Here is a 25,291-nt window from a genome sequence, read left to right as displayed (position 1 = left end):
CTCCAGGCACGGCAGTTCCCATGGGTCGCATGTTTCTGACCTGTCTCCCCCTGCTCAGATGTGGTCTATGCAATTACGAACCGAACTCCCACTACCCGCGAGCCGAAAAAAAGAGGACCGCTCCAGCACCGATCATGAAGAACATGCCTATCGTTGCCAAACCCAGAGTGGACGCCCTTGAGGGTGGATTCTCCTTGCGAACTCTGACCTGAATCAGAGCGAGAGCTCCAAAGCCGAGTGCGACGATCACCAACACAATGAACACCGGACTCATAGACATCTTCCTGGCTTGAGTTTCATTTCATCACGCCCGCGAGCGAGAGAATTATCATTGCCCCACCCATCGCCATTCCACCGAACAGGGGCAAAATCAGGTTTGCCTTTGTTCGCTCCGCATCGGATGTGAGCTTCTCGGCTGCCCTACGACCTATGATCATGCTGGAGTTTACATCAACGGTTTTGGTAAGGGCGTCTCGTTTGATGTATCCAAAAATGCACGCAGTCAGAATCAGTAGGCCGATAATTAATCCTGGCCAGGATATTTCCATGTAATACTCCAATTGCTTATCGTCTGATAGTTGCTTAGTCAAAATGTGTATGGAGTACCTGCACTGCACCTCACACATATCCCGGACTCGGCTCGGTCTCTGCTGCGATAGAACCTGAACTGTCTGTTGAACGTCCAATGTAACTGCCTGCGCCGTATTTGGCGCCGACTCCCACAACTCGATCCCTCAGTGGTCGTCCAGTGACGAGTAGTTTCGAGTGATTGCGGCAACTTGCAAGCTCGGCTCTGTGTGGAGCCTGATCCAATGCAGAGGTTTCTTCGGCGATAGACACAACGTAATGTGCGGACAACAACGTCAGAGCTGCAGGCCTCGTCGGGAGGAAATCGTGTTCAAGCGGGGGAAACGTCGTTTCGTCTTCCTACTTGCTGCCATTGCGGCGGGGATTGGAGGCGTTGTGGAAATATTCTCGCGGTCGGGCACCTGTACTGAATTTGTTGCCGTGGCGGGTGAATGCAGTTTTGGGCCCGCGCTGTCCACCATCATTGTGGCGGTACTTCTTTGGGGCCTGGCGGTATCGCTTGTCTACATATGGTGGAGCGACGATCGGCGAGCATGAAGGCGAGCCCTGGAAAGTGGTGAGTGCCGAGACGAGCCGGTGACGCGTCCGGTCAGGGGTGGTTCCTCGGACGCTCTGGCGTCCGACTGGGATCCCTTAACGCCACATCTACTGGCTGCCCTCGATCGCAGCCCATAGGGGCAATACTCCCTAGAGGTTTCATACCTACGGCTAGTCATGAGTGCCTCTAGGTATGAAAGGTGCGCGTCTACGGCTCGCGGGCTGCGCCCCACCCGTACGGTAAATCTATGAATAACCACCGCTTGGCCTTAGACCGTTTTGTCTCGCCCGTTGTGGGGCTTGTTTTCACCGTGTTAAGCCTTTTGTCATACCTATCGTCCGGCGCCGAGGGGGCGTCTCTTTTTCTCCTCGTATTCTCCGGAATTCTGTTGGGCATGACCGTTGCGGCGGCATCACGCTTCCCACGGGCTGCCCTGTGCGTCGTGGTGGGTTTCTTGGTGGTGCAGTTGGGTTTTCCGTTTGGTTTGTCTGCGGCCAGTGACTGGCTTGTTTATCTCACGCCAGCGGTTGTGGTGTTTTTCGCTGCTACGAATCCGTCATCCCGTGTGCGACTGCAGGCTCTGGGCGCAACCCTAGTGCTGGTGATCGTGTCAGCTTTACTCTACGGAATGAGGCTTCAGCAGGCGGGCAGGCAGTTTCTATTCATGACCGAGGCGGGGAGTCGTTCCCAGGGAGACATCGTCCTTTTCTGGGCATACCTGGCATTGGAGTTTTCAATTCTATTGGTGGGTGCATGGCTAATAGGTTTTGCCGTCAGGATGACGATCGAGCGGTTCACCCTGATGCGCGAGCGAACTCAGACGACGGAGGCGGCTAGACAAGCGGAGCTGCAGCTTGCTGTCGCTGGGGAAAAGAACCGTATATCCCGGGAGCTGCACGACGTACTGGCCCACTCATTGGCAGTTATTGCAGCACAGGCGGACGGTACCCGGTATTTGAACAAGGACCAGCCACCGATGGTTACAGAAGCATTGGAGAACATTTCCGACGCAGCCAGGGCAGCGCTTATCGACGCTCAGCGTGTCATCGAGAACGTGTCCATCAGCGCGGATCTTGAGGCTCCGGAGATGATGGATGTTGATGCCTTGATCGACCAAATGCGTCAGGGTCACCTTAGTATCGACCGGACCGATATGGGTGCGCCTCAAGCTTTGACCCGGGACCAGGAGCTCACCGTATACCGGATTGCACAGGAATCGCTGACGAATGCGCTCAAGCACGCAGGGTTCGGGAGCACAGTAACCCTTCGGTTCAACTGGGATGGCCCGGGGATGACCCTGCACATTACTTCGACACCCGATGCTGCAGCCACTTCAAGCACCGCGCCCGAAGTCGCCGGCAGCGGCCGCGGTATCCGCGGTCTGCGCGACCGAGCCGAATCGACCGGAGGATGGCTAACCGCGGAGGCCGATGGTCACTCATTCGTCACAACCGCGTTCATTCCTTATCTGACGGCCAACGCCGTAACAGCTGGCCATCGCTCGAAGAATCTCGACTCATGACGGAATTCCAACTGCCCACCATCATCGGAGTGGCGATCGTCGATGACCAGACACTATTCAGGGCAGGGCTGCGAATGCTCATCCAATCCCAAGATGACATGCGGTTCCTAGGGGAAGCGGAAGACGGCGAGACCGCGATGACACTGGCCAAGGAAGTACGCCCAGACATCATGCTCATGGACGTCCGCATGCCGATCCCGCCACGGACGCAGGAGCGTCAGGTGACCTTTGATCCACCACAGGCTACGGGACGCACTTAAGGAAGGTGGGCTGGGGATGCCGTAACCGATGGCTAGACTGTCGCCATGAAGATTGGGAAACCTGCGGAACGGCGATATGAAAGAGTATCGCTTAGCAGGTCCCGTTACGTCGCTGGCCTGCTGACTCTTTTTGCCTTGGCTGGATGTTCGCCGAAGAGTGCTCCAATGCCGCCGGACGGACATGTCTTTCTGACTGTTGTAGTTCTGGAAAATAGTGGGTCTTCTGTCGTGCCGGACTGTCAGGTACAGCTAGAACCCTTATTTGGTGAGCCAGCCACAGTAACGGCGTCATCTGGAACTTCGGACCAAAACGGCCGTGTTGAGTTTGTGCAACCGCATGGGTTGTACGAAATATCCACACAGTGCCCTGGGACGAGTCCGAGTGGCCCTGACCTAGCTGATCTGGAAGGCCCAGGGATCACGTATGCGGACTATCAGGTCATCGCAGGCATTCCCCATCAATGACAATGCCCTGCCAACTTCTAGGGGTCGGCTTGAACTTTGACCGCTCAAACATGAGGGAGCAACGCAGGGCACCCGCTGAAGGATCCTCATTCGACCCAAGACGCCGAGGGGCAGCTCTTCATTACCGATCAAGATCGAGCTGTTTGGTGAACATCAGGGTCGTGTTGTCGTCCAGAGCCACGGTTCGACCGGCTGAGACCGGCTGGTTTGCATACATCACGCCGCGCCCGTCCGGCAGGTAGCCGCGGCGTACATAGATTCGCTGGGCCGCTCCGTAGTCCGCATACAGCCCGACGCCGAGGCCGACCGTGGGCGAGCGTCGCGCCGCTATGCGCTCGAGATAATCCAGTAAGTTCGTCGCGACCCCTAACCTGCGGTACCGCTGGAGCACGTTGAGATCGGAGACCTCTGGTATGCACTGCTCGGTAAACGGTGGATACTTCGAACCGTTCTTCATCGGAATTACCCGGAGCGGCGAGTGGAAGTCTTGCGACGGCCCGGATACCGACTGGGAGAAAGGCAATGGCAAGGCTGTTGTATTGTCCCCGGATCGAAGTCACCGGGGACTGCTTGTTTTGGACCAGGGGAAGTACGAGTCCATTGATGTGGACGTGGTGTTTCCCGTCCTGCACGGCAGGCAGGGTGAGGACGGCGCGATGCAGGGTTTGCTGGAACTCACCGGCATCCCTTATGTGGGATGTGACGTCCTACGCCGTGGCCGGAAGTGCAGGGATTGCCACGCCCGGTTTCTGGGTTGTCCTACCGCAAAGCAGCATTGATCCGGACCGGTTTACCTACCCCGTCTTTGTGAAGCCGGCCCGTTCGGGCTCCTCCTTCGGAGTCAGCAAGGTGTCGGATAAGGAAGAACTGCTCAGCGCTGTGGAAACAGCGCGGCAGTATGACTCGAAGGTCCTCATCGAAGAGTCCGTCGTCGGCAGCGAAGTGGGATGTGCCATCCTGGGTGGCAAAATGGACTTGACGGCCGGCGAGGTGGATCGGATTGCCCTGTCCCACGGGTTCTTCAGGATCCACCAAGAAACTGAGCCTGAACGCGGTTCGGACAATTCAAAGGCTATTGTTCCCGCAGACATCACGCCGGAATCCCGTGCACTGGTCCAGGCGACCGCAAAGGCCGTATACCGAGCGCTGGGATGCACCGGGCTGGCACGCGTGGACCTGTTCCTTAAGGAGGACGGAAGCGTGGTTCTCAACGAGGTCAACACCTTGCCGGGGATGACCTCATTCAGTCGCTATCCGCGAATGATGGCGGCGGCAGGACCGCCGCTGACCGAAGTCATTGACCGGGTCATTTCGTCGGCCTTGGCAGGGGAAAAACGATGAAGGGTGACTTCGTTTTCGTTGATGAGTGTGTTCCAGGAGTCCGCTGGGATGCCAAATACGCCACATCGGACAACTTCACCGGCAAACCGGTGGAGGGATATCTGGCCAACCGGATTGTCGGGACCAGGGCTTTGTGCTCAGCGCTGGAAAGCGTGCGGCAACGGGCTGCATCCCGCGGTTTCGGGTTGCTGCTGTGGGACGGCTACCGCCCGCAGCGCGCCGTGGATTCGTTCCTGCACTGGGCGAAACAACCAGAGGACGGCGCAACTAAACGCCGCCACTATCCAAATATTTCCCGAGCGGAAATGTTCGAAAGAGGATACGTAGCCTCCAAGTCCGGCCACAGCCGGGGCAGCACCGTCGATTTGACCCTGTATGACCTGGTTACCGGTGACCTCGTTCCCATGGGCGGCGGCCACGACTTGATGGATGAAATTTCGCATCACGGAGCGCCCGGCATCACCCGGGCCGAGACCGGCAACCGCCACACGCTGCGTTCGCTCATGGAGGCCTGCGGTTTCAGTTCCTACGATTCTGAGTGGTGGCATTACACCCTGAAGAACGAACCCTATCCGGACACTTATTTCGATTTTCCCGTTACGGATCCGCTTCCATCAGACGCCGCAACGGCCAGGGACCTTGTCTTCCAGAATGCATAGGGAACGTTCCGCCAAAGAAAAGGGATTGTCGATGAGTGTTTCGATAGTCGCGCTGCGCCGGCTCGAGCCGGATGCAGTGATCACCGCCCTGGGCACAGTCCGAGGCCTGGACACCCGGCTGATCCCGGGACGTGGATACCCGCTTGAGTTGATTCCGCCCGTGCCCCTGCCGCGGCAGATCAACAGTGAGCTGCTCAGGGTGCCGGTCCGGCTGTGAACAGCGGTCCGTGCGGCGGAGAAAGTGCTCGCCGAAGTGCAGGCCGACGTCGTCGTCGGTTTTGGCGGCTACGTTGCGCTGCCTGCCTACCTGGCCGCCCGGAAACAGAAGGTGAGGATTGTGGTGCACGAAGCCAATGCCCGTCCGGGAATCACGAACAGGGTCGGTGCGCGGCTCACGGCCAACGTGCTTACCGCATCGGCCGGAGTCGGCCTCGCACACGGCGTGCCGGTCGGCATTCCGCTCCGACCGGAAATTGCCCACCTCGACCGCACCCGGATGCGCCACCGAGCCTGTGCCGATGAATCCCTCGCGGGCATTAGTGACCCGGACAGCGGCGGCACCGGGGCGGCGTACCGGCAGCTGCCTTTCGTTGAACATATGGAACTGGCCTACGCTGCGGCGGACTTTGTTCTCTGCCGATCCGGAGCGATGACGTGTGCCGAATTGTCGGCAGTGGGGCTGCCGGCACTATACGTTCCGTTGCCGCTGCGCGGGGGCGAGCAACACCTCAACGCGGAGGCTATTGTGCGGGCCGGCGGCGGCCTGCTCGTCAGCGACGAGCAGCTCAGCGTGGAATGGATCTCCAGGACCCTGCTGCCGTGTCTGCTCGATCCGGCACGGCGAGCGGGAATGTCAGCTGCCGCGCTGAGGATGGCCAGGCCGGACGCCGACGTCGTCATCGCCCGGCACTGGCTGGCGGTCGCCCGTAACCGCCGGCCGGTGCCGGACGTGAAGCTGGACTCTGAGTAGAACTGCTTACCGGTCCACCGGGTATAGAGCTGCCGAAAGATCCGCTCTCCCGCCAGCACCCATACCTTGTATCGCACCGGGCCGACCGGCAGGTCCCAGCAGCCAACATAATCCGTCACCGTCTTGTTGAAGCTGGTCTTGAACAGCCCCAGGCCATAGTGGGGATGGGAGGTGTCCTTCAGCCGGTCCGACGGCGGTGTGCCGCAGAAGTCGTACAGTCACCCCCATGGCCTTGACCTCATTGATGGCAGTCCAACCCCGAAGAGGCTGATAGGAGAGAGGATGCGCTCTTCGTGTTCGCGCCGTCGTAACCGTCTTTCCACCGCTCGAGGAGCCGGTGGAGACCCGATTTATCGTCGGCTTATGCACCCGGGGACGTTGTCGGCGCGGAACCAAGAATCGCTTCTTGGTTTGAGCTGGTGCTCCGGTGTCCGAGTGTCGTCATCAGTAGGATCACACCCAGCACGGCGCCCCATACGGTGAGGGTATCGAAGGCGAGGCGCTCGGTAATGCCAAGGCCCAGTGAAATCGATGGCCCACCGCTGATCGCATCGATGAAGAGGACAAAGCCGGCTATCGAGAGTGTGACACTCGCCAAGGTCAGGGCTGACGCCCATCGTGCTGCCGTGCTGCCTTTAAGCGCGAAGACGAGGAAGGCCATTCCGATCCACTGCATCAGGGCCTGGGCAAGGGCCACGGCGTCATGAGCCTCCGGGTAAACATCCCAGGCTAGGAAACCGACCAGCATCACAAGCACACCTCCCGCTGCGACGAATGACATCGCGGTTTTCCCCGTCCGCTGCCGAGGCCAGGCCGACCACAGAAGGACGGCTCCGACAGCCATTAATGCTCCGTTGGCAACCGTGGAACCGTTGGCCAGCAGATGGCCGGGGGAGCAGATGTAACGCTCAACGCGCGTGCCGGCGTCGAACGTCCTGCAAGCGGTCACGCCGAGATCGCTGATGAAATTTGAGGACCAGGAGTACGGGTTCGGCCACTGCGCCGCCGCAATTACCTGAGCCGGAAAGGTCAGCAGGCACAGAGTCCACAGCGCGGCGCCCCAACGAAGTCGTGTCATGCCCCCGAGCATACAATACGAACGTATGGTTTGGTTCGGAGTAATCTCAAACCATGACTTCGGCGGGCGCGCAGCGCATTCTTACGGCTGTGCAGGACATTCTGGTTGAGCGGGGCCTTGAAGAGGTGACGATCCGCAACGTCGCTGCAGCCGCCGGCCTCTCGATAGGTGCCGTACAGCATCACCATAAGACGAAAGACGATTTGATCATGGCGGCCATGAACGAGGTCTCCAGGAACTTCATCGAGCGGGTGGGCTCCGCAGTGCACCCGGAGGCATCAGCGCGGCAGAATCTGGACGCAGTGTGCAGGATTCTCGGGGGAGTGGACGACGAATCCCGGACCGCTTCGGTCATTTGGTTGTCCTACGCCTCGAAGGCGACAACCAGCAGCGCAGTTGCCAGCGCCCATCAGGAATCCTGGCGCCTTATGGAAGAAGGCCTGACAACTCTGCTCCGGCAATGGAACCCAGACCTCACCCGGGATGACACCGCCATGCTCATGGCACTGCTCGATGGCCTAGCCATTGCCAGGGTAACCGAGACCGACCGAATGACATCCGAGCGGGCTCAGCGACTCATCGACCAATACCTCAACAGGCTCGAACCTCGGTCCCGCTAAAGGATAGGTCAGCGTGCGCCTAGCTATATGTTTGGTGAGCCCAGGAGGGCCAAGAATCGGCGTCCGTGTCTAAATCGATTCCTTGCAAGCGGATAAGGCAAACTTCGCCCGGAGATCGTGTGCTTGCCCAGAGGCTGTGCGATCGGCCTCTGGCGCGGGTGGGTATCCAAGTGAGCACCTCGTGAAGGTCTGCTCCTGACAGTTCCCACTCTTCCTTGTTCCCGCCGTCGTTCGCCCAGAAGTACACCCTGTAGGTCGGATCATCGACCTGCGTGGTCTGATCCCGTGGATCAATGAGTTCTGCTCGCATCTACCGACCGTACTCCGAGACGCAGCACCTTGGCGTAGCGAAAGCCCATCATTCTGCGGGACACCAGCTGACCGGGTCGGGTTATCGGGTCTTATGAAAGATGGCTTCTGATTCCACGGGCTTGAACCCAAGATCGGTATTGATAGATCGCATCCATGTGTTCTGGTCGTCGTTGCTTGTCCTCACGCGGCTTACTGCTCCGAGCTTCTTCGCCTCGTACAGCGATGCCAGTTTCACCGCAGCTCCCAATCCGTGGCCGCGATGTTCCCGAAGGACGAGGGTCCCCTCGATGTCCGCCGGCCGCTCATCGGTCGCAGCGTTTACGAGGCAAGTCCAGGCCGCCACGTCGTCGTTCTCGGTCACCGCAATTGACTCCACTGCCGCTGATCCCTGTGCGACCCACCTGTCGATCTCACTCGCGTATTCTGCTGGCGACACGGCAGTCTCGCTCCATCCGAGTTGACCACTGGGAGCTTCCGCGTCCACCAGACCTTTGATCTGACCTACCTGCTCGCGGTATCGGACGGGCACCCCATTGAGGTGTGTGGAGATGGTGTAGCCCTCTACTGCTGGAATCGGAGGCAGATCCGCGGCTTGAAGGTCCAACTCGACGACCGTCTCGGTCGTCGCGACCGTGTAGCCGAGCGGGTTGAGGAACCGCTTCGCAAGGGCAGCGATATTCTCCACTGTCGGCCGGTAAGCACTGGTGACGAACCGTGTGGTTGTTGACGGGGAGTCAGCTTCAGCGGCAACTATCAGGGCACTACCGATGCCGTTGTCCTGGTACTCCGGGTGCACCCAGATGAAAATCCACGTCGTCTCCGGTTCGTCTTCGGAGGTCATGCCCGCAACAAACCCCTGCAACGTCGAGCCGTCCCATGCCCCAAGGAGGCGCTTGCCCCAACCGTCCTCAGCACGCCACCCGAGGATGCGGGCATCTAAACCCCGACCTACCCAATCAGGCCGCGACTTGAGGTTCGCTGCACGCTCAACCTCATACGCGTCTGCCAGTGCTTGGTTATCGGCAAGATCTAAACGGTGAATAATCACACGTGCCAACCTAACGTGGAAAGGTGAAACAGGAGCACAACTGGAATGCCTTTGATCAATCCGTGCACCAATCATATGGAAAGGTGGAACCCACCTATACTTAGGTGTTTGCGGGCGAGCACGTCCAGTGAGGGACCGGCTTACGGGACAGTCACAGAAGTCCACACAGAACGACGATTTCGGGGCGGTTATGCCCAGGCAACAAAACACTAGGTCCAAATTCTGGCGGAAGCGGGCCTCAGCTCGCAGCCGGCGTCTTGTAGTGTTCTCGATACTCGCTAAAAAGACGGTCAGCGTATTTCCGTGTAAATCGGGTCAAGGAGTAGCAGGTCTCCGCCAGTGTTGTAGTCGGCGACTTTTGCAATGATATGGAGGTTGTCGCCTTCACGGATAGTGTCAGGGATCCTTGAGCCGGTGAGATTTAGGTCAGAGACTATGTTGACGTCGTTGAACTGAAAAGAGGGACCACGAGAATCGTTGAAATCACCGGCATAAATCAAGATATCATATCTTGTCTTGTACGTGCCATGATTCCCCATTTTGGCTATGTTTCCATCGAACTCAATGGTTCTGCCCTCATATTTTTCGACAAACTCTTTGCCCAGGTCGAAGGGATCACCAGTAGATAGAAGTGCTGCAAGATCGCTGTTATTTGCTACTGTCAGAGATTCCATTTCTGCGTCTTGGCTGGAGGGCGGTTCGGCAGAAACGGAACTCGTCTCGGAGGCAGTCGCAGTCGCGGACTCTGAAGGCTTGTCAGGATCTGCCTTGAACGAGTGATACGAAATGACTATTTCCGCATCCTTGGGGAAATTGTCGTCTGTAGTGAAAATAGAGTCCCGGTTAACGGAAATCGTTTCCACCGAACCCTCTTTGGTTATCCAACCAGTGATCAAGTCGTCCAGTGCTTTCGGCTCGACGTTGGTGAAGCCGGCCTTTGTTAGATCATCGACTACCTCTTCGTAGCCGTTGCCTTCGAATTCTTTTGACGACGAAGGCATGTTAAGCATATTGGCCGGGTCAGTCGAATTCCCGCAGGCTGATGTCAGTACCAGCAGTGCCACCGTGAGCGTGCCGGTAAGAAAGCGTTTGACCATTTCAGAAGACCCCTCGAGAATTCGATTCTTGCTCGGCGCGCCGAGCGACGCCCGCCGTCGTGGCGCTTGCTCAATATATATCCCATGACTACGCCGAACACCTTATCCGAGACTTGTGGCCCAGCGACATTAGCTAACAATAACTCGATCCGATGGGCGTGTTTTCCTCTGGCCACGTTATGCGGAGTGTCGTAGACCCTGAGATCGTGGGCTTGGCTTGGGTTTTCAAACGCTCGTGAACCAACTGAACTTAAAATACGGAAAATTACGACGGAACATGTGCTGCCGCCGCCCATGCACAGACCCGGCTTCTCAGCCGGCGAACCCTGTCCGCAGGAGGTTCCACAGTGGGGACCCGGCTATCCGACACTGCCCACTACGAGCAGAGCCGTCTCCTGCTGACTCCTTCTGGATTTAAGGAATGGGAAAAATCCCCCAGCAAGTAGGCTTCAAATATGCCAAACTTTGACGTTGTGATTTTCGATTGGAGCGGCACATTGGTGCACGACCCCAGTCATGAAGAGCGTTTGACCTTATCCTTTGAAAAGCTCGGTCGTATAAATGTTCACGGGATAGATGGTGTGTGTGAATCTGTGCGACGTTGGGAGAAGGATCCTGAGGTAGTCGCCGCGCAAGTTGGTTCCGATACAAGCGCCAGTAGGTACTACGAAGCAGAGTCACTGTATTTCCAACGGGCAGGGCTGGATCAGGAACTTGCAGAGGTCTTACGGCACGCTGACGAGTGGCCGGAAACCGGCCAATGTATCCCGATGCACTTGGAACGCTCCGAAATTTGAAGGAGCAAGGGTGTCGTGTTCAAGTCCTCAGCGACATCCGCCCGCTTTTACTGGATCAAGGGGCGGGCGAGTTTATAGATGCGCCCCGTTAGTGTGGACGCGACCTCCCCCCACTTTGTACTTGAATCCGCGATGCGACCCAACAAATCCCAGGCGTTCATAAAAGCGGTGCGCGTCGTGCCGTGCCTCATCAGAGGTGAGCTGCACGAGATCAGCCTCGATCATGGGTGCTGCTGTGCCGGTAACCCAGTACATCATCGCGGATCCCACCCCGGTTGATCTGCTGTCACTTCGCACTCGAACTGCCTCGACAAGAAGCCGAGTTGCACCGCGTCTTGCCATTCCAGGAATACGGGTCAGCTGCATGGTCGCCAGAAGCTCGTCCTCATCGTCGACGACAACGATGATCTCGTTGGATAGATCTTCGATGATCGCCGTCAGAGCAGAAAGGTATGCGGGAGCATCAGAGTTCAAAGCCTTGTCACCTCTACCCGTGCTAATCGGATCATCGGCGAGTAGAAGCATGAGTGCTTCGAGATCATCTTCGGAAGCTCTCCGCAGAGTGAAATCCCGGCCCTTAGCACTCAGGGTGACTGGCAAGTTCAAGGTTCTGATCATCCTCGTAGTGTGCCAGTACCAATCCGACAACCTGTCCGCACACGGATCCCCAGGGCGTCGTGGCGAGAGACGGAGTTACGCCCAATTAGTGAGAGCAATCAGCTGGGCCGCCACCTCTGACGGTTGGAGCTGGCCGGTACCGATCCGGTGCACGGAGGCCGGAGCTTCCTAATCGAGCAGGTTCGCCATAAAGGTACTATGACCGAGCAGAGCGGGGTCGATTGCTCCGTGATTTCGGCGCTCCAACCGTGGACAAGCGTATTCGTCGCTGCTGCGCAGCAGAACCGCCGTGACGAGTGGATCATCATCGCCCAGAGCTGCCACCAAGCTGGACAGTGTGAGGACGGCCGCCGTATTGGTGTAGATGAGTCGGTGGTAACCCAGTGATCGGTAGGCGGTCCACATCGCGGCCAGGTTCTGCTCGGCGAGGCTGTCAGCGGGAAATGCCACGTGTGGTGCGGGATGGGCTAGGTCGAGGTAATCGCCCTCGATGACGGCGTGCTGGATGTCGTGTCCAATGAGTTGTTCGTGCAGGGCCAATGCAGCGGTGGACTTGCCGACGCCGGAACGGCCGCTGATGAAACGGACGTGGGAGCGCATTCGCCTAACTGTTCTATCCGATGCCTCGCAAATGCAAGGACCGTCCGATCTAGGATCGGCCTACGGGCGCAACGTTTAGGCATGTCAAGTGTGCTGCCGAGTCTTGCGCCCTCGTGCCTGCTATTCAATCCCCATGCATACTGTCGCGTTACGGCTCCGCCTCACGGCGGGGGATAGACGTCTCAAAGGCTGCTCGGTGAGATGGCTTCCTCTATCGGAACGCATGGACGTGCTCTTGCTCTCACACGGTCTCATTCCCTTTGAACCTTGGCGCCAATAGGGTGACATCATGACACTCAAATTAGACATGGTCACCATCAACACCACAGACGCCGAACCGCTCGCTCGCTGGTGGGCCGAGCAGACCAATGCGGAGATCACCCAAACCAACGGGGGTTGGTTCGTGGTCCTCGAGGGCGGTGGGCTGCCAGTGATGCTGGCTTTCCAGAAGGTTGACGACCAGTCCGTCGCAAAAAACAGCATCCATCTCGATCTGGCTGCTCCCGACCTCGACGCCGAGGTCGATCGCTTGCTCACTGCCGGGGCCACCCTCATTGAGCGCCGGGGCGACGAAAGCTTTCGGTGGGTCACGCTCGCTGACCCTCAGGGCAACGAGTTCGACGTAGCCGAGCACGTCTGAGTGCTATAGGCCCGGTCCGCGTCGGTCATCGCATCAGACACCGCAACCCCACTTCGTGCCTCGGCTGGTAACGGCACAAGGTGAATCTTTAGCGGATGTATGTATTCAGTCGAACCTGATGAAGGCTCGGGCCGGTCCTCCTTGGAACTCCTCGGTCTGGGTTTAGCCGAGCGATTCCTAGAACGCTTTCAGCTTCGGCTCGTCATCGGTGATTAGTCGTTCAGTGATGACTCGTCCTATACCTCGTCTGTGATGCGACGGCCGGACGTGGATGCCAGGGATCTGGGCCAAGTCGCTGAACAGTCAGGACGGTAGCGGGACCCGGCTGCGTGCAGCGAATCTATGGGAGTCAACCGCCGCTGTCTGGTCTGCCCTGCGGCCATTGAGTGGAATACCGCAGTCGTATGTGACGTGACCGCGCGCCTCAAGCCGGTCGGCCCATTCACATCGCCAGGAAGACGACCGTTACGGGCGCACGATGATGTGCGGACGGAAACGATGTGGTCTTCGTTTTGGCCTCCGCCGAACTTCTGTGCTTATATATCAATCATGGATACATCGTTGATTGATACTCTGCCATTGTGCGGGCATGGCTCGTAGCTCGGGTTTTGAGAGCGGAGATCTCGCTGACGCTGCGCTGCACGTCCTGCTCGCCCTGGTCAAGCCGCGTCATGGCTATGCCGTGATGCAGTTCCTTGAGCAGGAGAGTAGGGGGGCCATCACGCTCGGGCCCGCCTCGCTTTACACGACGCTCAAAAAGCTCGTCGGGGCTGGCCTCATCGAGGAACTCGATGGCGATGATTCTCGGCGCGTCTATCACCTTAATGCGAAGGGCCACGAGGTCCTGGTCCGCAACATCCAACGCCGTCGCCAGTTGCTGGCCATGGCCGACCACATCATGGAGGAAGCTTGACCACCACCAGCAGGATGGGCAGTGGCCTGGCCTTCAGTCCCGAAAAGGACCTGGCTATGTTCGCGGAAATGGCACTGCAGGGAAAACACCTGAACGGTGTAGCGAAGCTGGGTCACGGATGGAGCTTCGTCGACGGAGCTCCCGAAGAGGCTGTCTTCGACCTAGCCTATGAAAGCAGTCCGTCGCCGGACTACTTCGACATCTTCCAAGCGGCTGGCTGGGCACCCGTCCTCTCGCTGGGAGACGCGCACATTTTCAAGGCAGTGCCGGGAACGGCGCCGGTTCACACGGGCTTCGAGTCACGGCGAGACGAACTTACCCGAAATCGAGATCGCTACCTTCGCTACAGTGCGATCACCCTGATTGCCTTCCTGCTCTTCGGTCTGGGAATCCGTGCGGCATCGTGGAATGAATGGGCAGAACTGGTTCTGTTGGCGGTGTTTATATTGCCCGTCGTCTACACCGTCATTCCTCTGGTCGGGTACTGGCATAATCTCAACAAGCTGAATCACTCGAGCTGATCACCCAGGTTCGATTGATCATTCCGCTCGACTGAGGAACGGGCTGTTGTGACGGCTCTGACCGACTGACACGGCTCTGACCGACAATTGTCAGTTTCGACCGGGGCTCGGTAGTGTCTGGTTCATGCTGTGCTGCTGAGCCTTTCCCCGGACAGCGCGGCGACCTACACCGCAGGGCCCCGTCCCGCTTATTGATCGTTGAGCGCACCAAGGAAGGATTGGACACTGCTCGCAGCCGTGGCAGGTCCAGCGGGAGGAAGCCGGGGATGAGCCGCACACGGATCATCCAGGCACGACATGATCGAGGCCAGCACTCACACGAACAAGCAGATTGCGCAGACGTTCAACGTCTGACGCGCCACGCTGTACCGGAGCTTAGCTGAGACATCAGAAGGCCGGTTGAACTAGATCAGCTCAAAACCCGAATGAGTTGTGAGGTTCTGGGTCAGTTCTGAACATCCGGGAAAGTTTCTCAATGGACGAGGTTTGATCGGAGCGAATCCGCCCCGCAGCGGCGAGCAGCTGAGCCGACATTCCACCTAAGTAGAGGGCACCGAGGGCTTGAATGTCGAGCGTGAGATCCGGTGCATCGTTGGTACGCACGCAGGAGGCACCGGTAACGTCAGCTTCTAGACGCCAAGTGCCGACATTATTAGGAACCATCTCGTCGGTTTGGACGGAAAAAGCTATGGTATCGGGCGTGGAATAAGTGCGGGCTGCTAATGCGGCGGGAACGTCCAGTATGCGCATCCAAAGGTTGTCTGACTGTCGAGTGATACGCATTGCACGAGGGTTTCTCAACATCTGGCGAAGGGGTTCATCGCGCGGACGTGAATGCGCAACGACTTTGCGTGTCAGGTCGAAGTCAAGAAGGAGATGCCACAGCGCCCTATAAGCACTGGGATTGGTGGCTTCGAGGGCTTCAACGACTAGCGTGCCAACATCATCAACCGTGCGGGACCAAGGCAACTTGAAGTTGGCAATACCGTCCACCGTTCCGGTGCTATCCCGGTGCACGAGATAGCGAAGAGGGCTATCGGTTCCGGATGCCGTGTCAGAGAGTCCGTTCCATCTGCCTGGCTGAGCTGATAGCTCGCCCACCCGAGAGTGACGTACACGCTCATGTAGCACGGGCCATATCGCGCGCGCTTCTGATGCGCCGATGAGTTCGAGTGAACCGATGGTGTCCTCTAAAGGGAAAAGTTCTGCTTGTGAGCGTTCAATCTCCCACCGGGTGCGGTACGTCGCGGGGGAGAATCCGAATCTTCCATAGATGCTGCCTTCACTGGCGCTGAGCATCGAGATTGGTTCGCCCCGTTCGATTGCAGCGTCGAACATGGTCTGCATCATCTTTCGAAGCAGGCCCCGCCTGCGGTGTGTAGCGAGGACTCCTGTACCAGTTACTCCTGCCATGGGTAGCTGAAGTGAACCAGGTACCGTGACCTCAAACGAGAGCATCGCGGAGGCGCCGACCAGTCGCCCGTCAGCAAACGCAGCTACCGGATGAAAGTTCTGGTTCTTCTCGCTACTGTCGGCCCACGCTTCCAATTGTTCAGCAGTGGCGGGCTGACGAGGCTGAGGCCAGGGTTCGCTGCCACCGTGCCATGCCGCTGGCGCTGCTTCCCAGCTAGGAAGCCCATTCCCGCTTGGAAGTGCTTTGTAGTAGTTGGACATTTCGGCACGAGAGGGAGGGCGAACGTTGATCTGCATTTAGTCAGCTAACCAGACTGTCTCCCACGCCGACGGTAACCTCGTTCAACGCTGAGTAAGCGTCCCGCTCGAGGATCCCTACAGCGGTTAGGCTGCGGACATGACTGCATGGAGCCGCCACTGTTTTGGGTCTCGATTGTGTTCGGGGTGGGCACGATGATGCTCGCTGAGAAGCTGCCGGAGTAGTGCGGGCCGGTGTCGATCCTCGCCATGGTCCTTGCTGTTTCTGCTTTCCTAACGTGCTCCGTTCTGGAGTATCGACGTCGGAGCGCAGCAGGCGGCACTTTGGAGCAGCAGCTTTGCCCCTAACTTCTCTCTTCGGACGAGGCAGTGCAACCCGGCGTCGATGCGCTCGGTGTTCGCTGAGGGACCGTGTAACGGCGCAGCATCGATGCTGGTTGTTGGGTCAATACACGCAGGTACGATAACTGCTGTGGTGAATGACGAGACAGCCTCAGTTAGCTTGGTTCCTGTCGACGACGTCGTGCTCCGACAGTTGGTCCGCGCGGCAGTTACTGATGCAACGGCTGATGAAGTGACGCCTCCGCTGACACCTGGCCCGTCGTGGACTGTGGCACGAGTGGATTGGCTGCGGGCCTACCACCAACGCTGTCGTGACGGATTGACTGGAGCTGCCGGCGGGCCACATGGGCTGTAGTCGTCAACCAGAACATCGTTGGTTCAGTCCGTCTGAAAAAAACGGGTGTAGAAGGGGCGCTGGAAACAGGAATTTGGCTCATCCGCAAGACGCGCGGTCAAGGCATCGGGAGGATGGCAATCGCCGAAGTGCTGCGCAAAGCTCGCTTATTGGGAGCACATGAAGTGCAAGCAAAGACCACCGCGCGTAATACAGCAGCCCAGAGAGTGTTACGTAGCCTCTCCTTCAACATCACAACCCCCGTCGATGGAAGCGAAATTATGGGTTCATTCACGATTCGCCCTGCACCTCAACACTGATCTGTGAGCTGCAGCGGTTTGTGGCCTGGTTTTTGCAGCGGTTTGTGGCCGACCAGTCTCCGTGAGCCTATTGGTGTCCGGGCAGTCTCAATCATGTCGTGGGTACTTGCCGCCTACTAAGGTGAAGACATGCCAACGTCCTGGACGAGTTTCGAAACGAACAGTACTGATGAGTGGTGGGACGTCGTGGATGCCGAAGGGTCTCCGACGGGTAGAACCTATCGCAGGGGCGCAGCGAACTGGCCGTCCGGGTTTTTTCATTTGATCGTCGCAGTTTGTATCCAGCGTGAGGATGGAGCTGTCCTCCTTACCCAACGTGCAGCAACTAAGGAATCTCCCTTCGGATGGGAGTTCCCCGGTGGAAGCGCTCTCAGCGGTGAGACAAGTCGTCAGGCGGGGATTCGAGAACTGGGGGAGGAGACGGGGGTAGAGATTCCGCCGTCCGCGCTGACGCCGATTGATCGATTTGCTGAAGCAGCAGCTCTTCTTGATTTCTATACTGCCCACGCGCCGGCGAACACCGAATTGAGATTGCAGCAGAGCGAAGTCATGGCCGCCGAGTGGGTGTCGCTTGAGGAAGTCGGCCGCCGGCTGTGTGCGGGCCTCATGGCTGACCCCTGGTCCGCCCGCCTCGACGCGCTCTGGCCGCTTGCGAGGCAGGCACTGCGTATCGTCCGGTGACGGATACCCAAATGACGACGGTCTTCCATATCTGCACGGCCAGAAGGTGGCAGTGCCCAAGAGGAGTAATCGAACCGTTATATCTCTTTGTGACGAATATATAGATTGTCTGAGTATCGTTCCTTCCATGAGTAAGCACGAAATGCGCGAGCCCACCTTCCTGGTCCTCTCAGCGCTGGCCGATGGCCCCAAGCACGGTTACGCGCTCATCGCCGAAACTAAGGAGCTCTCCGGCGGCAGGGTAAAACTTCAGCCCGGAACGCTCTACGGTGTTCTGGACCGGTTACGCGATGAAGCCCTGGTGGAAGTCTCCGGAGAGGAGATTGTTGACGGGCGTGCCCGCCGTTACTACCGGATCACGGACGAAGGGGCCACGACATTAGGACGCGAAGCAGACCGGCTGGCAGCCAACGCACGACAGGCCATGTCAAAGCTCAGGCTCCGCGCGGCAGTTGCCGGCGCATGAACACTTCCGCTTCCGAATTGGAGACCACCTATCAGCGGGCCCTGTCCGCTTATCCCCGGCGTTGGCGGGAGGAACAGGGCGACGAGTTCATCGGGGTGCTGCTTGACGTGGCTCGGAGCGAACATCGAAGCGCTCCGACCGCCTCCGAGCTGCTGAATATTGTTGGCAGCGGTCTAATAGCCCGCGCCATGCACCTGCTCGGCCGGGTCAGCCGAACGCGCCGGAGCGTTCTGGCCTTCACCGCCACCGTTCTGACCTTCTATCTCGCTGTCACCATGATGCTGCTGGGAGAGTGGGGCCCCTGGGTTCGTCCCGGTACGCTGCGCTGGCGGCCCACCGGGCAGGGATTCACGGAACAGGCTCTTTCCCTCGGCCCGTTCACCACCGGCGCTTCCCTGATTTATCTGCTACTCATAGCGGCATTTTTATGCACTTTGCTGCAGCGGACAGCGCTGCGCCGGTCCTTGTTCTTAAGCGCGGCTGCTGGCGCTCCACTGGTCAGTCTGGCAGGCCAACTGACAGGTACTCTGGCGCCGCCGCTGCATACGATGCTGACCCTTAGCTTTCTGGCCATTGTCGCGTTGGTCGGTACTCCGCCGGCCACACGCCCAGGCCGGGTACTGCTTGCTGCCGCCGCGGTGTGTTTCACCTCCGCAGGGACAGCTTTGGCCGTTTTTCGACTCTCCGGAGAGCAAGCCCTCTTCTTCTACAACCCGTTGAGCGTCGCTCCGGTGGATGCCCACACTCTGACACTGGCCGCCGCCGCATCAATGCTGGTCGTAGTCGTGCTGCTGCTGAGCACCACCAGACAGCTGCCGTGGACCACCATAGTGGTTGTCATGTTCGCTCCAGCGATAGCGTTCCTGTGGAGCGGACCCTTGGCTGGGTATGCTCCGGTGCTGCCCCCTGGCCAGAGCGGCCTCTGGCAGTGGAACACGCCGCTGCTTATCTCCGCTTTGAGCGCGGGAGCGATTACCGCTTTGATCCTGCGACCCTTCAAGAAGAAGACGCTCCGCCCAGCCTAATCCTGCAGCAGCAGCTCTCTTTTCTCCTGTAGTACTTCACGGCCATGCCTGACAGGCATCTCCGGCACTGAACGACACCCAAAAACCAGTCTCACAAAGGACCCTCATGCACCGGAACTCTATGCTCCCCACATCTTTGCAAGCCGTGATCCGAGATGCCGGACGGTCCATGGCAACTGTTCCCGGTGCCGGCAACCGACGGCACCGCGGACTCTACGCGGCTGCGTTGTTCACTGCAGCGGCAGCGCTCGGCGGCTGCGCGGCGGAAACGGCTGTGGGCCCTGCCGAAGCTGGTGCTGATGCCTATGACATTTACCTCGCGGAGGAGGTGGACACCATCGAATTTGGGCAGGATGTCCTGCGTTTTCATTGCCTTGTGGACAACGGGTACAGGGAGTTCGAAGCATTCGTTCCGAAAAGCCCGACGGAGCGCGCCCGTCAGGACGCAGATCAGATCACCACGGACAATGCCTTTTTCGCCAGCGAACAGGACGCCATGACCCGGGGGCTGCGGGAGGAATCGGCCGGCCCGGCTCCCGCCAAGGTCATCGGTCATGACAGTTCCTTAGGCGCCATCAGTGAGGCGTGCGATGCCACCGCGTGGGATGCGCTCGGCCCGGATGCCCATCAAATCCATCTGGAGTACAGGCAGCTCGGCAACGCATTCGGGGCACTTGGCACGGCCCTTTCGGAAGACTTGGTCCGGTTGCAGAACACCGTGGCCCAGTGCCTCGTCGATGCCGGCGAACCGGTAACCGTCGCGCAGGACCAGCTCTTCGGTATTCGGCCGGACATCGAACTTGGACAGCCGGTGGTGTCCCCGGAACGAAGCGGCCCCAAACAGACCCGGGGCGTGGAGATCATTCCGGGCGACGTCGAGGTGGCCTACGTTCCGACACCGGCTGAGTCGGATCTGGCCGTGAAGTACTACGAGTGCTCCCGGCAGACAGGTGCCCGCGAGGAATTCGAGACTCTGCTGAGCGAAGCAAAGACAGAAATTGTTGCCGAACACGAAGCTGAGTTGGGCGAGCTCAATCCGAAAATCCAGGAGTTGGCGCGGAAGGCAGCTGATCTCAGTGGCCGCTGAACCCGGAACGGCCCGGCCCCACCGAAAGTACCGTCGAGGCACCGTAGCCCTCGCGTTGTGTGTGGCCACACTGATCCTGGGAGCGGCAGGCGGAACCTTCCTGGTCGCACCACAGCTCAAAACGGCCGAACAGGCGGCCGCCGATGCCCTGCCCCCGCCGGCACGGCCGGTCACTGCGTCAGTGGAACAGCGGGTACTGACCGAGGAGACGGTGCTGCGAGGCATCATCAGCTCCGGCGACAGCACCCCTGTCGTGCCCTCCGCCGCGCTGGCGGCAACTTCTCCGGTAATCACAGCTGTCCCGGTTACCGCCGGTAGCAGCATCAGCCCGGGGACAACGGTATTGGAGGCCAACGGCGAACCGGTGTTTGCCATGGACTGGAATTTCGCTCCCTACCGGAACATTACCGGCGGCAGCCGGGGTCCGGACGTCGTTCAGCTGCAGAACACCTTGGCTGATCTCGGTTACGCCACCTCGTTGAACGGGGTTCTGGATCCCCTCACCCAGAGCGGTCTGAGCATGTTTTATACCGACCGCGGCTACACCGCGCCCGTTGCCGGAACCGACAACGCCCTCGCGGCGTCCGGGTCAGGAGCGAAGATATCGGGCACCGCAGTGCCGGATGTCGTCGCGGATCCGGATACCTCGGCGCCATCCTCTGGAGGGGCTTCCCTTCCGGCTGCCAGCGTTGTCCTGATTCCGTCCGGACTGCACACCGTGACACAGGTACTGCCCGGCGTCGGGTCATATCTCGCCGAACCCGCACAGCCGCTGTTGCGCCTGAACGCCGGCGCGAACATCGCCGTCGCCGTCTTGGACGCCGGAACTGCGGCGACCTATGCCGCCGGCGACGAGGCAGTGTTGACAGACTCACGGGACGACACCGAGCATCCCCTTGAAGTTTCCTCGGTCGGCACTGAACCGATGGAAGTGCCAGGCGTTGGCAACGGGATCAAGGTGGTCTTCAGCTTCAGCGGCACCGCTCCGGCCCCAACTCCCGAGGGAAGCACCCTGCTGATCCGCGTGACCCTGGCAGGGGATCCAGAACCGGTCGTGGCAGTACCAGTGACCGCTCTTTATGCCCGCAGCGACGGAACCTCATTTGTCACCGTCGCTGCAGACCCGCAGGCCGGTACGGATTCCCTGGATGTGACAGTGACTCCCGGCCGCGATATCGGGGGCTGGGTCGCAATTGCTGCCGAAAACGCTGAATCCCTGCCTGTGGGCAGCATCGTCGTGGTGGGTATGACCCATGAGCAGTGACCTGGTTGCTGAGCAACCGGTGCTGGAAGTCCGGGACGCCTCAAAGACCTTTGGGAACGGCCCCGCCGCGGTCACCGCCCTCCGTGCCGCCAGCTTCACTGTCTACCGCGGCGACTATCTGGCCCTCGTGGGACCGTCCGGCTCGGGAAAGTCCACGTTGCTGAATCTGCTGGGGTTGCTGGATTCCCCCAGTACCGGTTCCTACCGGGTGGAAGGGATCGAAACCACGACGGCGGCCAACCCCGACATTCTTTCCCTGCGCGGGCACAAGTTCGGTTTCGTCTTCCAATCCTTCCATCTGCTCGACGGCCGCAGCGCCTTGGAGAACGTGGAGCTGGGCATGTTCTTCACCGGGCACAGCCGGGCCGAGCGGCGGGACCTCGCGGCGCAGGCACTGCACCGCTTCGGACTTGACCGGCGCATGCATGCAGATCCCCGGGAACTCTCCGGCGGGGAACGCCAACGGGTGGCCATCGCCCGTGCCGTCGCCAAGCAGCCCAGCGTGCTGTTTTGTGACGAACCGACCGGCAACCTGGACAGTCGTAACACCGGGGTGATCTGCGATCTGCTTGAGGAACTTAACGCCTCCGGTCTGACCATCCTGACGGTCACCCATGACGATTTTCTGGCTAGGCAGGCCCCACGGAGGCTGGACGTGCATGACGGTGTTGTCAGCGAGCTGGACCAATGACCGGATCCAGAAACAAGGCCTTGCCGGCAACCCGGCTTCGCACCGCCGACCTGCTCACTGAAGCCTGGCGGTCCATTGCACGAACGCCTTGGCGGTCCATGCTCACCGCAGTGGGAACCCTGCTCAGCGCGGCGGCGTTCGTCGCGACGCTGGGCATCTCCGGAACTATCAACCAGCAGGTGTCGGCCACTTTTGACCTCCGCCGAGCCACCACCGTGACGGTGGAAGCCGGCAACGGCCAGCGCGCTGGCCTCGAGACTGACTCCTTCCTGCCGGAATGGGCCGAACCACAACGGCTGGACCATGCCAGAATGCTCAGCGGCGTTACCGCGGCCGGTGTGCGCCTTGGCATTGACGGACACACCATTGCCCGGGGACCCAACACTTTCGACACTGCTGAGCCCGTTCCGCTTATCGCCCTGGATGACGGCGCACTGGCGGCCATGGATCCGCGCGTCGTCCTGGGACGCAGTTTCGATGCAGGCCATCAGCAGCGCGGTGACCACGTCATTATGCTGGCGGCCGGCACAGCCGAGAGGCTTCGGGTAGCCCGCACCGGCGTTGCTGTATACGTGGGCGGACGAGCGTACACCGTGACGGGGATTTATGATGACGTGGCTCGCGGCCCCGACGCTTTGGCGGCAGCTCTGGTCCCTCTGTCTTTGGCACCGGAACTCGCAGTCGAGGGAGCGCAGCGGCCTCAGGCAGTGGTCGCGACCCTTCCGGGAGCGGCCGCCCAGGTGGGGGCGCAGATTGCTTTGGCTCTGCAGCCAAATGCACCGGAAACACTGGCGGTTGTAGCACCGCCGGATCCAAAAACCCTGCGCCAGGAGGTTGAGGGCGGGGTCACCCAGCTGAGCCTGCTGGTGAGCGTCATTGCTTTGGTGGTCGGAGCGGTGTCCATTGGAAATGCGGCAATGGCTGGCATTGCCCAGCGGACTGGGGAGATTGGGCTCCGGCAGGCACTCGGCGCACGGCGCAGGGACATATTCGCTCAACTCCTTGGTGAGACAACCGCTCTTGGCCTGCTGGGCGGGGCTGCCGGGGCGGGGGTCGGCATCCTCGTCACCGTTGCTGTGAGTTTGTCCAACCGGTGGCAGCCGATCCTGGATCTGCGACTGGCTGTGGCTGCCGTAGCAGCCGGGGCTTTAGCGGGGGCCTTGGCAGGGTTCTGGCCTGCTCTCACTGCAACACGCATTCCGCCCGCCCAGGCTCTGAACCGGTAACGCCGGAACGTCCAAGACCTGGGACGTTGGTCGGCACTGCACTCCTCCCTGCGGGAGGTATCGCGGTGAAGGATCCACCAGGGTGCAGGGTGCAGGGAGCCCAGGCCCAGGGTGATCTACTGTCAGAGCGAATGGGTGAATTACTCGAAGACACCGCAACTGGAAGGGGTTCTGGTATGGATCTAACGAAGTACGGTCATGCTTGTGTTCAGCTCACAGAGGGCGCAACTACGATCGTGATCGATCCGGGTGCTTTGACCCCGGAGCCCGAAGCCTGCCATGGCGCCGAGGCAGTACTAATTACTCATGAGCATTTCGACCACCTCGATCAAGGCATCCTTGAAGCCGCTGTAGCGGCCAGGTCAGATTTGCGGATTGTTACATGTGCAGGCGTTGCCCAGAAGCTAGAGGCATCCAAGCGCGTTCGAGAGCATGTGGAAGTGATGGAGGACGGCCAAACGGTCTCCATCGGTGACTTTGAGATAGCAGCCGTTGGATCATTGCATGCTTACAGCCACCCTGACGCTAGCCCTGTGAACAACATCGGGTTCCTCATCAATGACACAGTTCTGCACCCCGGAGACGCGCTGACGGATGTTCCCGCACCCGTCCTTCTGGCTCCCGGGCAAGCTCCCTGGCTGACAGTTCCTGCCCTGGTCGAGTACATCCGTACACGGCAACGGGATCATGTGTATGCAATTCATGACGGGTTGCTCAACCATTGGGGGCTGCAAGTATTGGACTCCGTCCTCGATATCGAAGCCCGACGTGCCGGACTTGATATCAGACGCCTCCTCGTCGGCGAAACCGTTCATCTCTGACCTCGAATTAGAACTCCCGACCGAGACATCGCTCGTGGTCGTGGTCCCATGAGCCCAACCGGGGAAGGCAGAGCTACCAATCTCCAGCCAACCCCGCTGCTCCCGGCTGGAACTGTCCACGACCCACCCGGGGCGGTAGAAACTGAGGTGGAAGCACCAACCGTCGCAGCGACTGATCCTCCCACCTTTGCGAAGACGACACCTGCATCCACGCTGGCGGTGGTCTGACGCGAAGCGTTGGCGGCATCTCACGGCTTGGTGGGGGCGGCCAAAGCCGGCACCCCGGGTGCGATGAGCAGTGCGCCGGCAGCTAGCGACGAGGTGAGGACTGTACGGAATACTTGCGACATTTCAGAGCCCTCGTATGGCCTGGAAGTGGCGTGGAGTCTAGGCAAGCTCGCCGTAAACAGTGAGGGTGTATTCGGTATCTTCAGGGACTTCAACGCGTAAGCTCACGATTGGGCCGTTGTTGAACGGAATGGTTCCATGATTGAAAAAGCCCGGGCCGCAGGTATCGCTACCGTACGAGTACTGCTCAGCATCGGTTTCTGTTCCTGCTCGAACTTCGTAAGGTGCGTCATTTGCGCACGTCACAAATATGGTTATGTTGCTGTACACGGATGTAGCTAACTCAGCGAAATCTTGTGTACCTATTCCTGAATACTGACCGACAAGTTCAGAGGCCCGAACGACGGCCGTGTTCTGTCGGGGTATTCCTCGTAATATTCAACGGGGTCAGTAATAAGAATGTTTGACTCAGAAGGGTTGGATTCAGA

At 59.4% G+C, this 25,291-nt stretch carries 28 protein-coding genes and 2 pseudogenes; 21 read left to right on the top strand and 9 right to left on the bottom strand.

What is annotated here, in order from left to right; all coding sequences use genetic code 11:
- Nucleotides 1-296: 296 nt before the first annotated feature.
- On the bottom strand, nucleotides 297-548 hold the full coding sequence (locus CXQ89_RS18175) for a hypothetical protein (protein ID WP_146067234.1): 252 nt from the start codon (nucleotides 546-548) through the stop codon (nucleotides 297-299).
- Between the two features lie 825 nt (nucleotides 549-1,373).
- On the opposite strand from CXQ89_RS18175, the gene CXQ89_RS11215 reads away from it, so the two are divergent.
- Together CXQ89_RS11215 and CXQ89_RS11210 are read left to right on the top strand one after the other, a co-directional pair.
- Entirely contained in the window at nucleotides 1,374-2,648 is a 1,275-nt protein-coding gene (locus CXQ89_RS11215; RefSeq protein WP_104161265.1) for a sensor histidine kinase, read from the top strand.
- Complete coding sequence (locus tag CXQ89_RS11210) at nucleotides 2,645-2,908, top strand: response regulator transcription factor (protein WP_104161264.1); 264 nt, start codon at nucleotides 2,645-2,647, stop codon at nucleotides 2,906-2,908. The genes CXQ89_RS11215 and CXQ89_RS11210 overlap by 4 nt, the downstream gene beginning before the upstream one ends.
- A 586-nt stretch (nucleotides 2,909-3,494) precedes the next feature.
- Here CXQ89_RS11210 and CXQ89_RS11205 read toward each other — a convergent pair.
- Nucleotides 3,495-3,830: an N-acetyltransferase gene (locus CXQ89_RS11205; RefSeq protein ID WP_181032332.1), complete on the bottom strand. Its 336-nt coding sequence runs from the start codon at nucleotides 3,828-3,830 to the stop codon at nucleotides 3,495-3,497.
- Here CXQ89_RS11205 and CXQ89_RS18605 point away from each other — a divergent pair.
- From CXQ89_RS18605 to CXQ89_RS11190, 5 genes and pseudogenes are all read left to right on the top strand, one after another.
- Nucleotides 3,814-4,714: pseudogene (locus CXQ89_RS18605) on the top strand (ATP-grasp domain-containing protein); the annotation flags it as partial. The gene CXQ89_RS11205 and the pseudogene CXQ89_RS18605 sit on opposite strands and share 17 nt — an antisense overlap.
- A complete protein-coding gene (gene vanX / locus CXQ89_RS11195) occupies nucleotides 4,711-5,373 on the top strand; it encodes a D-Ala-D-Ala dipeptidase VanX (RefSeq protein ID WP_104161262.1) in 663 nt (220 codons plus the stop codon). The pseudogene CXQ89_RS18605 and the gene vanX, both read left to right, overlap by 4 nt.
- Nucleotides 5,374-5,404: 31 nt before the next feature.
- On the top strand, nucleotides 5,405-5,590 hold the full coding sequence (locus tag CXQ89_RS18600; protein ID WP_219815592.1) for a hypothetical protein: 186 nt from the start codon (nucleotides 5,405-5,407) through the stop codon (nucleotides 5,588-5,590).
- A gap of 15 nt (nucleotides 5,591-5,605) precedes the next feature.
- Nucleotides 5,606-5,770 (top strand): annotated as a pseudogene (locus CXQ89_RS18865) (glycosyltransferase); the annotation flags it as partial.
- A gap of 99 nt (nucleotides 5,771-5,869) precedes the next feature.
- Entirely contained in the window at nucleotides 5,870-6,343 is a 474-nt protein-coding gene (locus CXQ89_RS11190; protein WP_258060081.1) for a glycosyltransferase, read from the top strand.
- Nucleotides 6,344-6,704: 361 nt separating this feature from the next.
- On the opposite strand, the gene CXQ89_RS11180 is transcribed toward CXQ89_RS11190, so the two are convergent.
- The gene (locus CXQ89_RS11180; RefSeq protein WP_181032297.1) at nucleotides 6,705-7,421 is read right to left on the bottom strand and encodes a DUF998 domain-containing protein; all 717 of its coding nucleotides are present in this window, start codon (nucleotides 7,419-7,421) and stop codon (nucleotides 6,705-6,707) included.
- A 53-nt stretch (nucleotides 7,422-7,474) separates the two neighbouring features.
- On the opposite strand from CXQ89_RS11180, the gene CXQ89_RS11175 reads away from it, so the two are divergent.
- Nucleotides 7,475-8,041 carry a TetR/AcrR family transcriptional regulator gene (locus tag CXQ89_RS11175; RefSeq protein WP_104161260.1) on the top strand — a complete coding sequence of 189 codons (567 nt, stop codon included), beginning with the start codon at nucleotides 7,475-7,477 and terminating at the stop codon, nucleotides 8,039-8,041.
- A 391-nt stretch (nucleotides 8,042-8,432) separates the two neighbouring features.
- Here the strand turns inward: CXQ89_RS11175 and CXQ89_RS11170 are convergent, their stop codons facing one another.
- A complete protein-coding gene (locus CXQ89_RS11170) occupies nucleotides 8,433-9,476 on the bottom strand; it encodes a GNAT family N-acetyltransferase (protein WP_104161259.1) in 1,044 nt (347 codons plus the stop codon).
- A gap of 215 nt (nucleotides 9,477-9,691) precedes the next feature.
- Nucleotides 9,692-10,498 (bottom strand): DUF4839 domain-containing protein, encoded by an 807-nt coding sequence (locus CXQ89_RS11165; RefSeq protein ID WP_104161258.1) that lies wholly within the window; start codon nucleotides 10,496-10,498, stop codon nucleotides 9,692-9,694.
- A 455-nt stretch (nucleotides 10,499-10,953) separates the two neighbouring features.
- Here CXQ89_RS11165 and CXQ89_RS18170 point away from each other — a divergent pair, with 455 nt between their 5' ends.
- Nucleotides 10,954-11,295, top strand: a complete 342-nt coding sequence (locus CXQ89_RS18170) for a hypothetical protein (protein WP_146067233.1) — start codon at nucleotides 10,954-10,956, stop codon at nucleotides 11,293-11,295.
- A gap of 72 nt (nucleotides 11,296-11,367) precedes the next feature.
- On the opposite strand, the gene CXQ89_RS11160 is transcribed toward CXQ89_RS18170, so the two are convergent.
- Both CXQ89_RS11160 and CXQ89_RS11155 read right to left on the bottom strand, forming a co-directional pair.
- Nucleotides 11,368-11,913, bottom strand: a complete 546-nt coding sequence (locus CXQ89_RS11160; protein ID WP_104161257.1) for a GNAT family N-acetyltransferase — start codon at nucleotides 11,911-11,913, stop codon at nucleotides 11,368-11,370.
- Between the two features lie 168 nt (nucleotides 11,914-12,081).
- Nucleotides 12,082-12,513: an ATPase gene (locus CXQ89_RS11155; RefSeq protein WP_237686889.1), complete on the bottom strand. Its 432-nt coding sequence runs from the start codon at nucleotides 12,511-12,513 to the stop codon at nucleotides 12,082-12,084.
- Nucleotides 12,514-12,802: 289 nt separating this feature from the next.
- On the opposite strand from CXQ89_RS11155, the gene CXQ89_RS11150 reads away from it, so the two are divergent.
- The 3 genes from CXQ89_RS11150 (at nucleotide 12,803) to CXQ89_RS11140 (ending at nucleotide 14,587) form a co-directional block, all read left to right on the top strand.
- Nucleotides 12,803-13,153, top strand: coding sequence for a VOC family protein (locus tag CXQ89_RS11150; RefSeq protein ID WP_104161256.1), 351 nt, complete (start codon nucleotides 12,803-12,805; stop codon nucleotides 13,151-13,153).
- 589 nt (nucleotides 13,154-13,742) lie between these two features.
- The gene (locus CXQ89_RS11145; protein ID WP_104161255.1) at nucleotides 13,743-14,066 is read left to right on the top strand and encodes a PadR family transcriptional regulator; all 324 of its coding nucleotides are present in this window, start codon (nucleotides 13,743-13,745) and stop codon (nucleotides 14,064-14,066) included.
- Nucleotides 14,063-14,587, top strand: coding sequence for a DUF2812 domain-containing protein (locus CXQ89_RS11140; protein WP_207347042.1), 525 nt, complete (start codon nucleotides 14,063-14,065; stop codon nucleotides 14,585-14,587). The genes CXQ89_RS11145 and CXQ89_RS11140 overlap by 4 nt, the downstream gene beginning before the upstream one ends.
- Nucleotides 14,588-15,001: 414 nt before the next feature.
- Here CXQ89_RS11140 and CXQ89_RS11135 read toward each other — a convergent pair whose 3' ends face one another.
- Nucleotides 15,002-16,297: a GNAT family N-acetyltransferase gene (locus CXQ89_RS11135; RefSeq protein WP_104161254.1), complete on the bottom strand. Its 1,296-nt coding sequence runs from the start codon at nucleotides 16,295-16,297 to the stop codon at nucleotides 15,002-15,004.
- A 621-nt stretch (nucleotides 16,298-16,918) separates the two neighbouring features.
- On the opposite strand from CXQ89_RS11135, the gene CXQ89_RS19110 reads away from it, so the two are divergent.
- The 9 genes from CXQ89_RS19110 to CXQ89_RS11090 all read left to right on the top strand — a co-directional run bounded on the left by CXQ89_RS19110 (nucleotide 16,919) and on the right by CXQ89_RS11090 (nucleotide 24,515).
- The gene (locus tag CXQ89_RS19110; protein WP_219815605.1) at nucleotides 16,919-17,254 is read left to right on the top strand and encodes a GNAT family N-acetyltransferase; all 336 of its coding nucleotides are present in this window, start codon (nucleotides 16,919-16,921) and stop codon (nucleotides 17,252-17,254) included.
- Nucleotides 17,255-17,383: 129 nt separating this feature from the next.
- Nucleotides 17,384-17,935: an NUDIX domain-containing protein gene (locus CXQ89_RS11125; RefSeq protein ID WP_104161253.1), complete on the top strand. Its 552-nt coding sequence runs from the start codon at nucleotides 17,384-17,386 to the stop codon at nucleotides 17,933-17,935.
- A 127-nt stretch (nucleotides 17,936-18,062) separates the two neighbouring features.
- On the top strand, nucleotides 18,063-18,401 hold the full coding sequence (locus CXQ89_RS11120) for a PadR family transcriptional regulator (RefSeq protein WP_104053971.1): 339 nt from the start codon (nucleotides 18,063-18,065) through the stop codon (nucleotides 18,399-18,401).
- Nucleotides 18,398-19,426, top strand: a complete 1,029-nt coding sequence (locus tag CXQ89_RS11115; RefSeq protein ID WP_104161252.1) for a hypothetical protein — start codon at nucleotides 18,398-18,400, stop codon at nucleotides 19,424-19,426. Before CXQ89_RS11120 ends, CXQ89_RS11115 begins: the two co-directional genes overlap by 4 nt.
- 169 nt (nucleotides 19,427-19,595) lie before the next feature.
- Nucleotides 19,596-20,513, top strand: coding sequence for a hypothetical protein (locus tag CXQ89_RS11110; protein ID WP_146067232.1), 918 nt, complete (start codon nucleotides 19,596-19,598; stop codon nucleotides 20,511-20,513).
- The gene (locus CXQ89_RS11105) at nucleotides 20,503-21,777 is read left to right on the top strand and encodes a peptidoglycan-binding protein (RefSeq protein WP_146067231.1); all 1,275 of its coding nucleotides are present in this window, start codon (nucleotides 20,503-20,505) and stop codon (nucleotides 21,775-21,777) included. Before CXQ89_RS11110 ends, CXQ89_RS11105 begins: the two co-directional genes overlap by 11 nt.
- Nucleotides 21,767-22,468: an ABC transporter ATP-binding protein gene (locus CXQ89_RS11100; protein ID WP_104053975.1), complete on the top strand. Its 702-nt coding sequence runs from the start codon at nucleotides 21,767-21,769 to the stop codon at nucleotides 22,466-22,468. The genes CXQ89_RS11105 and CXQ89_RS11100 overlap by 11 nt, the downstream gene beginning before the upstream one ends.
- On the top strand, nucleotides 22,465-23,694 hold the full coding sequence (locus CXQ89_RS11095) for an ABC transporter permease (RefSeq protein WP_104161249.1): 1,230 nt from the start codon (nucleotides 22,465-22,467) through the stop codon (nucleotides 23,692-23,694). The genes CXQ89_RS11100 and CXQ89_RS11095 overlap by 4 nt, the downstream gene beginning before the upstream one ends.
- 176 nt (nucleotides 23,695-23,870) lie before the next feature.
- A complete protein-coding gene (locus tag CXQ89_RS11090; protein WP_104053977.1) occupies nucleotides 23,871-24,515 on the top strand; it encodes an MBL fold metallo-hydrolase in 645 nt (214 codons plus the stop codon).
- A gap of 387 nt (nucleotides 24,516-24,902) precedes the next feature.
- Here the strand turns inward: CXQ89_RS11090 and CXQ89_RS18165 are convergent, their stop codons facing one another.
- The gene (locus CXQ89_RS18165) at nucleotides 24,903-25,133 is read right to left on the bottom strand and encodes a hypothetical protein (protein WP_146067230.1); all 231 of its coding nucleotides are present in this window, start codon (nucleotides 25,131-25,133) and stop codon (nucleotides 24,903-24,905) included.
- Nucleotides 25,134-25,291: the final 158 nt, after the last annotated feature.

This window comes from Arthrobacter sp. ZGTC212 (genome assembly GCF_002929255.1).
GTDB classification, from domain to species: domain Bacteria; phylum Actinomycetota; class Actinomycetes; order Actinomycetales; family Micrococcaceae; genus Arthrobacter_B; species Arthrobacter_B sunyaminii.
This window is presented reverse-complemented; position numbering and strand designations above follow the sequence as displayed.

What these genes read in the sequence shown, in the direction of transcription:
- CXQ89_RS11175 (WP_104161260.1), top strand. Translation starts at nt 7,475, where the DNA reads ATGACTTCGGCGGGCGCGCAGCGCATTCTTACGGCTGTGCAGGACATT.
- CXQ89_RS11095 (WP_104161249.1), top strand. Translation starts at nt 22,465, where the DNA reads ATGACCGGATCCAGAAACAAGGCCTTGCCGGCAACCCGGCTTCGCACC.
- CXQ89_RS11115 (WP_104161252.1), top strand. Translation starts at nt 18,398, where the DNA reads ATGAACACTTCCGCTTCCGAATTGGAGACCACCTATCAGCGGGCCCTG.
- CXQ89_RS11135 (WP_104161254.1), bottom strand. Translation starts at nt 16,297, where the DNA reads ATGCAGATCAACGTTCGCCCTCCCTCTCGTGCCGAAATGTCCAACTAC.
- CXQ89_RS18600 (WP_219815592.1), top strand. Translation starts at nt 5,405, where the DNA reads ATGAGTGTTTCGATAGTCGCGCTGCGCCGGCTCGAGCCGGATGCAGTG.
- CXQ89_RS11145 (WP_104161255.1), top strand. Translation starts at nt 13,743, where the DNA reads ATGGCTCGTAGCTCGGGTTTTGAGAGCGGAGATCTCGCTGACGCTGCG.
- CXQ89_RS11100 (WP_104053975.1), top strand. Translation starts at nt 21,767, where the DNA reads ATGAGCAGTGACCTGGTTGCTGAGCAACCGGTGCTGGAAGTCCGGGAC.
- CXQ89_RS11190 (WP_258060081.1), top strand. Translation starts at nt 5,870, where the DNA reads ATGCGCCACCGAGCCTGTGCCGATGAATCCCTCGCGGGCATTAGTGAC.
- CXQ89_RS11215 (WP_104161265.1), top strand. Translation starts at nt 1,374, where the DNA reads ATGAATAACCACCGCTTGGCCTTAGACCGTTTTGTCTCGCCCGTTGTG.
- CXQ89_RS11155 (WP_237686889.1), bottom strand. Translation starts at nt 12,513, where the DNA reads ATGCGCTCCCACGTCCGTTTCATCAGCGGCCGTTCCGGCGTCGGCAAG.
- CXQ89_RS11170 (WP_104161259.1), bottom strand. Translation starts at nt 9,476, where the DNA reads ATGATTGGTGCACGGATTGATCAAAGGCATTCCAGTTGTGCTCCTGTT.
- CXQ89_RS11150 (WP_104161256.1), top strand. Translation starts at nt 12,803, where the DNA reads ATGACACTCAAATTAGACATGGTCACCATCAACACCACAGACGCCGAA.
- CXQ89_RS11125 (WP_104161253.1), top strand. Translation starts at nt 17,384, where the DNA reads ATGCCAACGTCCTGGACGAGTTTCGAAACGAACAGTACTGATGAGTGG.
- CXQ89_RS18175 (WP_146067234.1), bottom strand. Translation starts at nt 548, where the DNA reads ATGGAAATATCCTGGCCAGGATTAATTATCGGCCTACTGATTCTGACT.
- CXQ89_RS11180 (WP_181032297.1), bottom strand. Translation starts at nt 7,421, where the DNA reads ATGACACGACTTCGTTGGGGCGCCGCGCTGTGGACTCTGTGCCTGCTG.
- CXQ89_RS18170 (WP_146067233.1), top strand. Translation starts at nt 10,954, where the DNA reads ATGCCAAACTTTGACGTTGTGATTTTCGATTGGAGCGGCACATTGGTG.
- CXQ89_RS11210 (WP_104161264.1), top strand. Translation starts at nt 2,645, where the DNA reads ATGACGGAATTCCAACTGCCCACCATCATCGGAGTGGCGATCGTCGAT.
- vanX (WP_104161262.1), top strand. Translation starts at nt 4,711, where the DNA reads ATGAAGGGTGACTTCGTTTTCGTTGATGAGTGTGTTCCAGGAGTCCGC.
- CXQ89_RS11205 (WP_181032332.1), bottom strand. Translation starts at nt 3,830, where the DNA reads ATGAAGAACGGTTCGAAGTATCCACCGTTTACCGAGCAGTGCATACCA.
- CXQ89_RS11165 (WP_104161258.1), bottom strand. Translation starts at nt 10,498, where the DNA reads ATGGTCAAACGCTTTCTTACCGGCACGCTCACGGTGGCACTGCTGGTA.
- CXQ89_RS11110 (WP_146067232.1), top strand. Translation starts at nt 19,596, where the DNA reads ATGGCAACTGTTCCCGGTGCCGGCAACCGACGGCACCGCGGACTCTAC.
- CXQ89_RS11090 (WP_104053977.1), top strand. Translation starts at nt 23,871, where the DNA reads ATGGATCTAACGAAGTACGGTCATGCTTGTGTTCAGCTCACAGAGGGC.
- CXQ89_RS11160 (WP_104161257.1), bottom strand. Translation starts at nt 11,913, where the DNA reads ATGATCAGAACCTTGAACTTGCCAGTCACCCTGAGTGCTAAGGGCCGG.
- CXQ89_RS11120 (WP_104053971.1), top strand. Translation starts at nt 18,063, where the DNA reads ATGAGTAAGCACGAAATGCGCGAGCCCACCTTCCTGGTCCTCTCAGCG.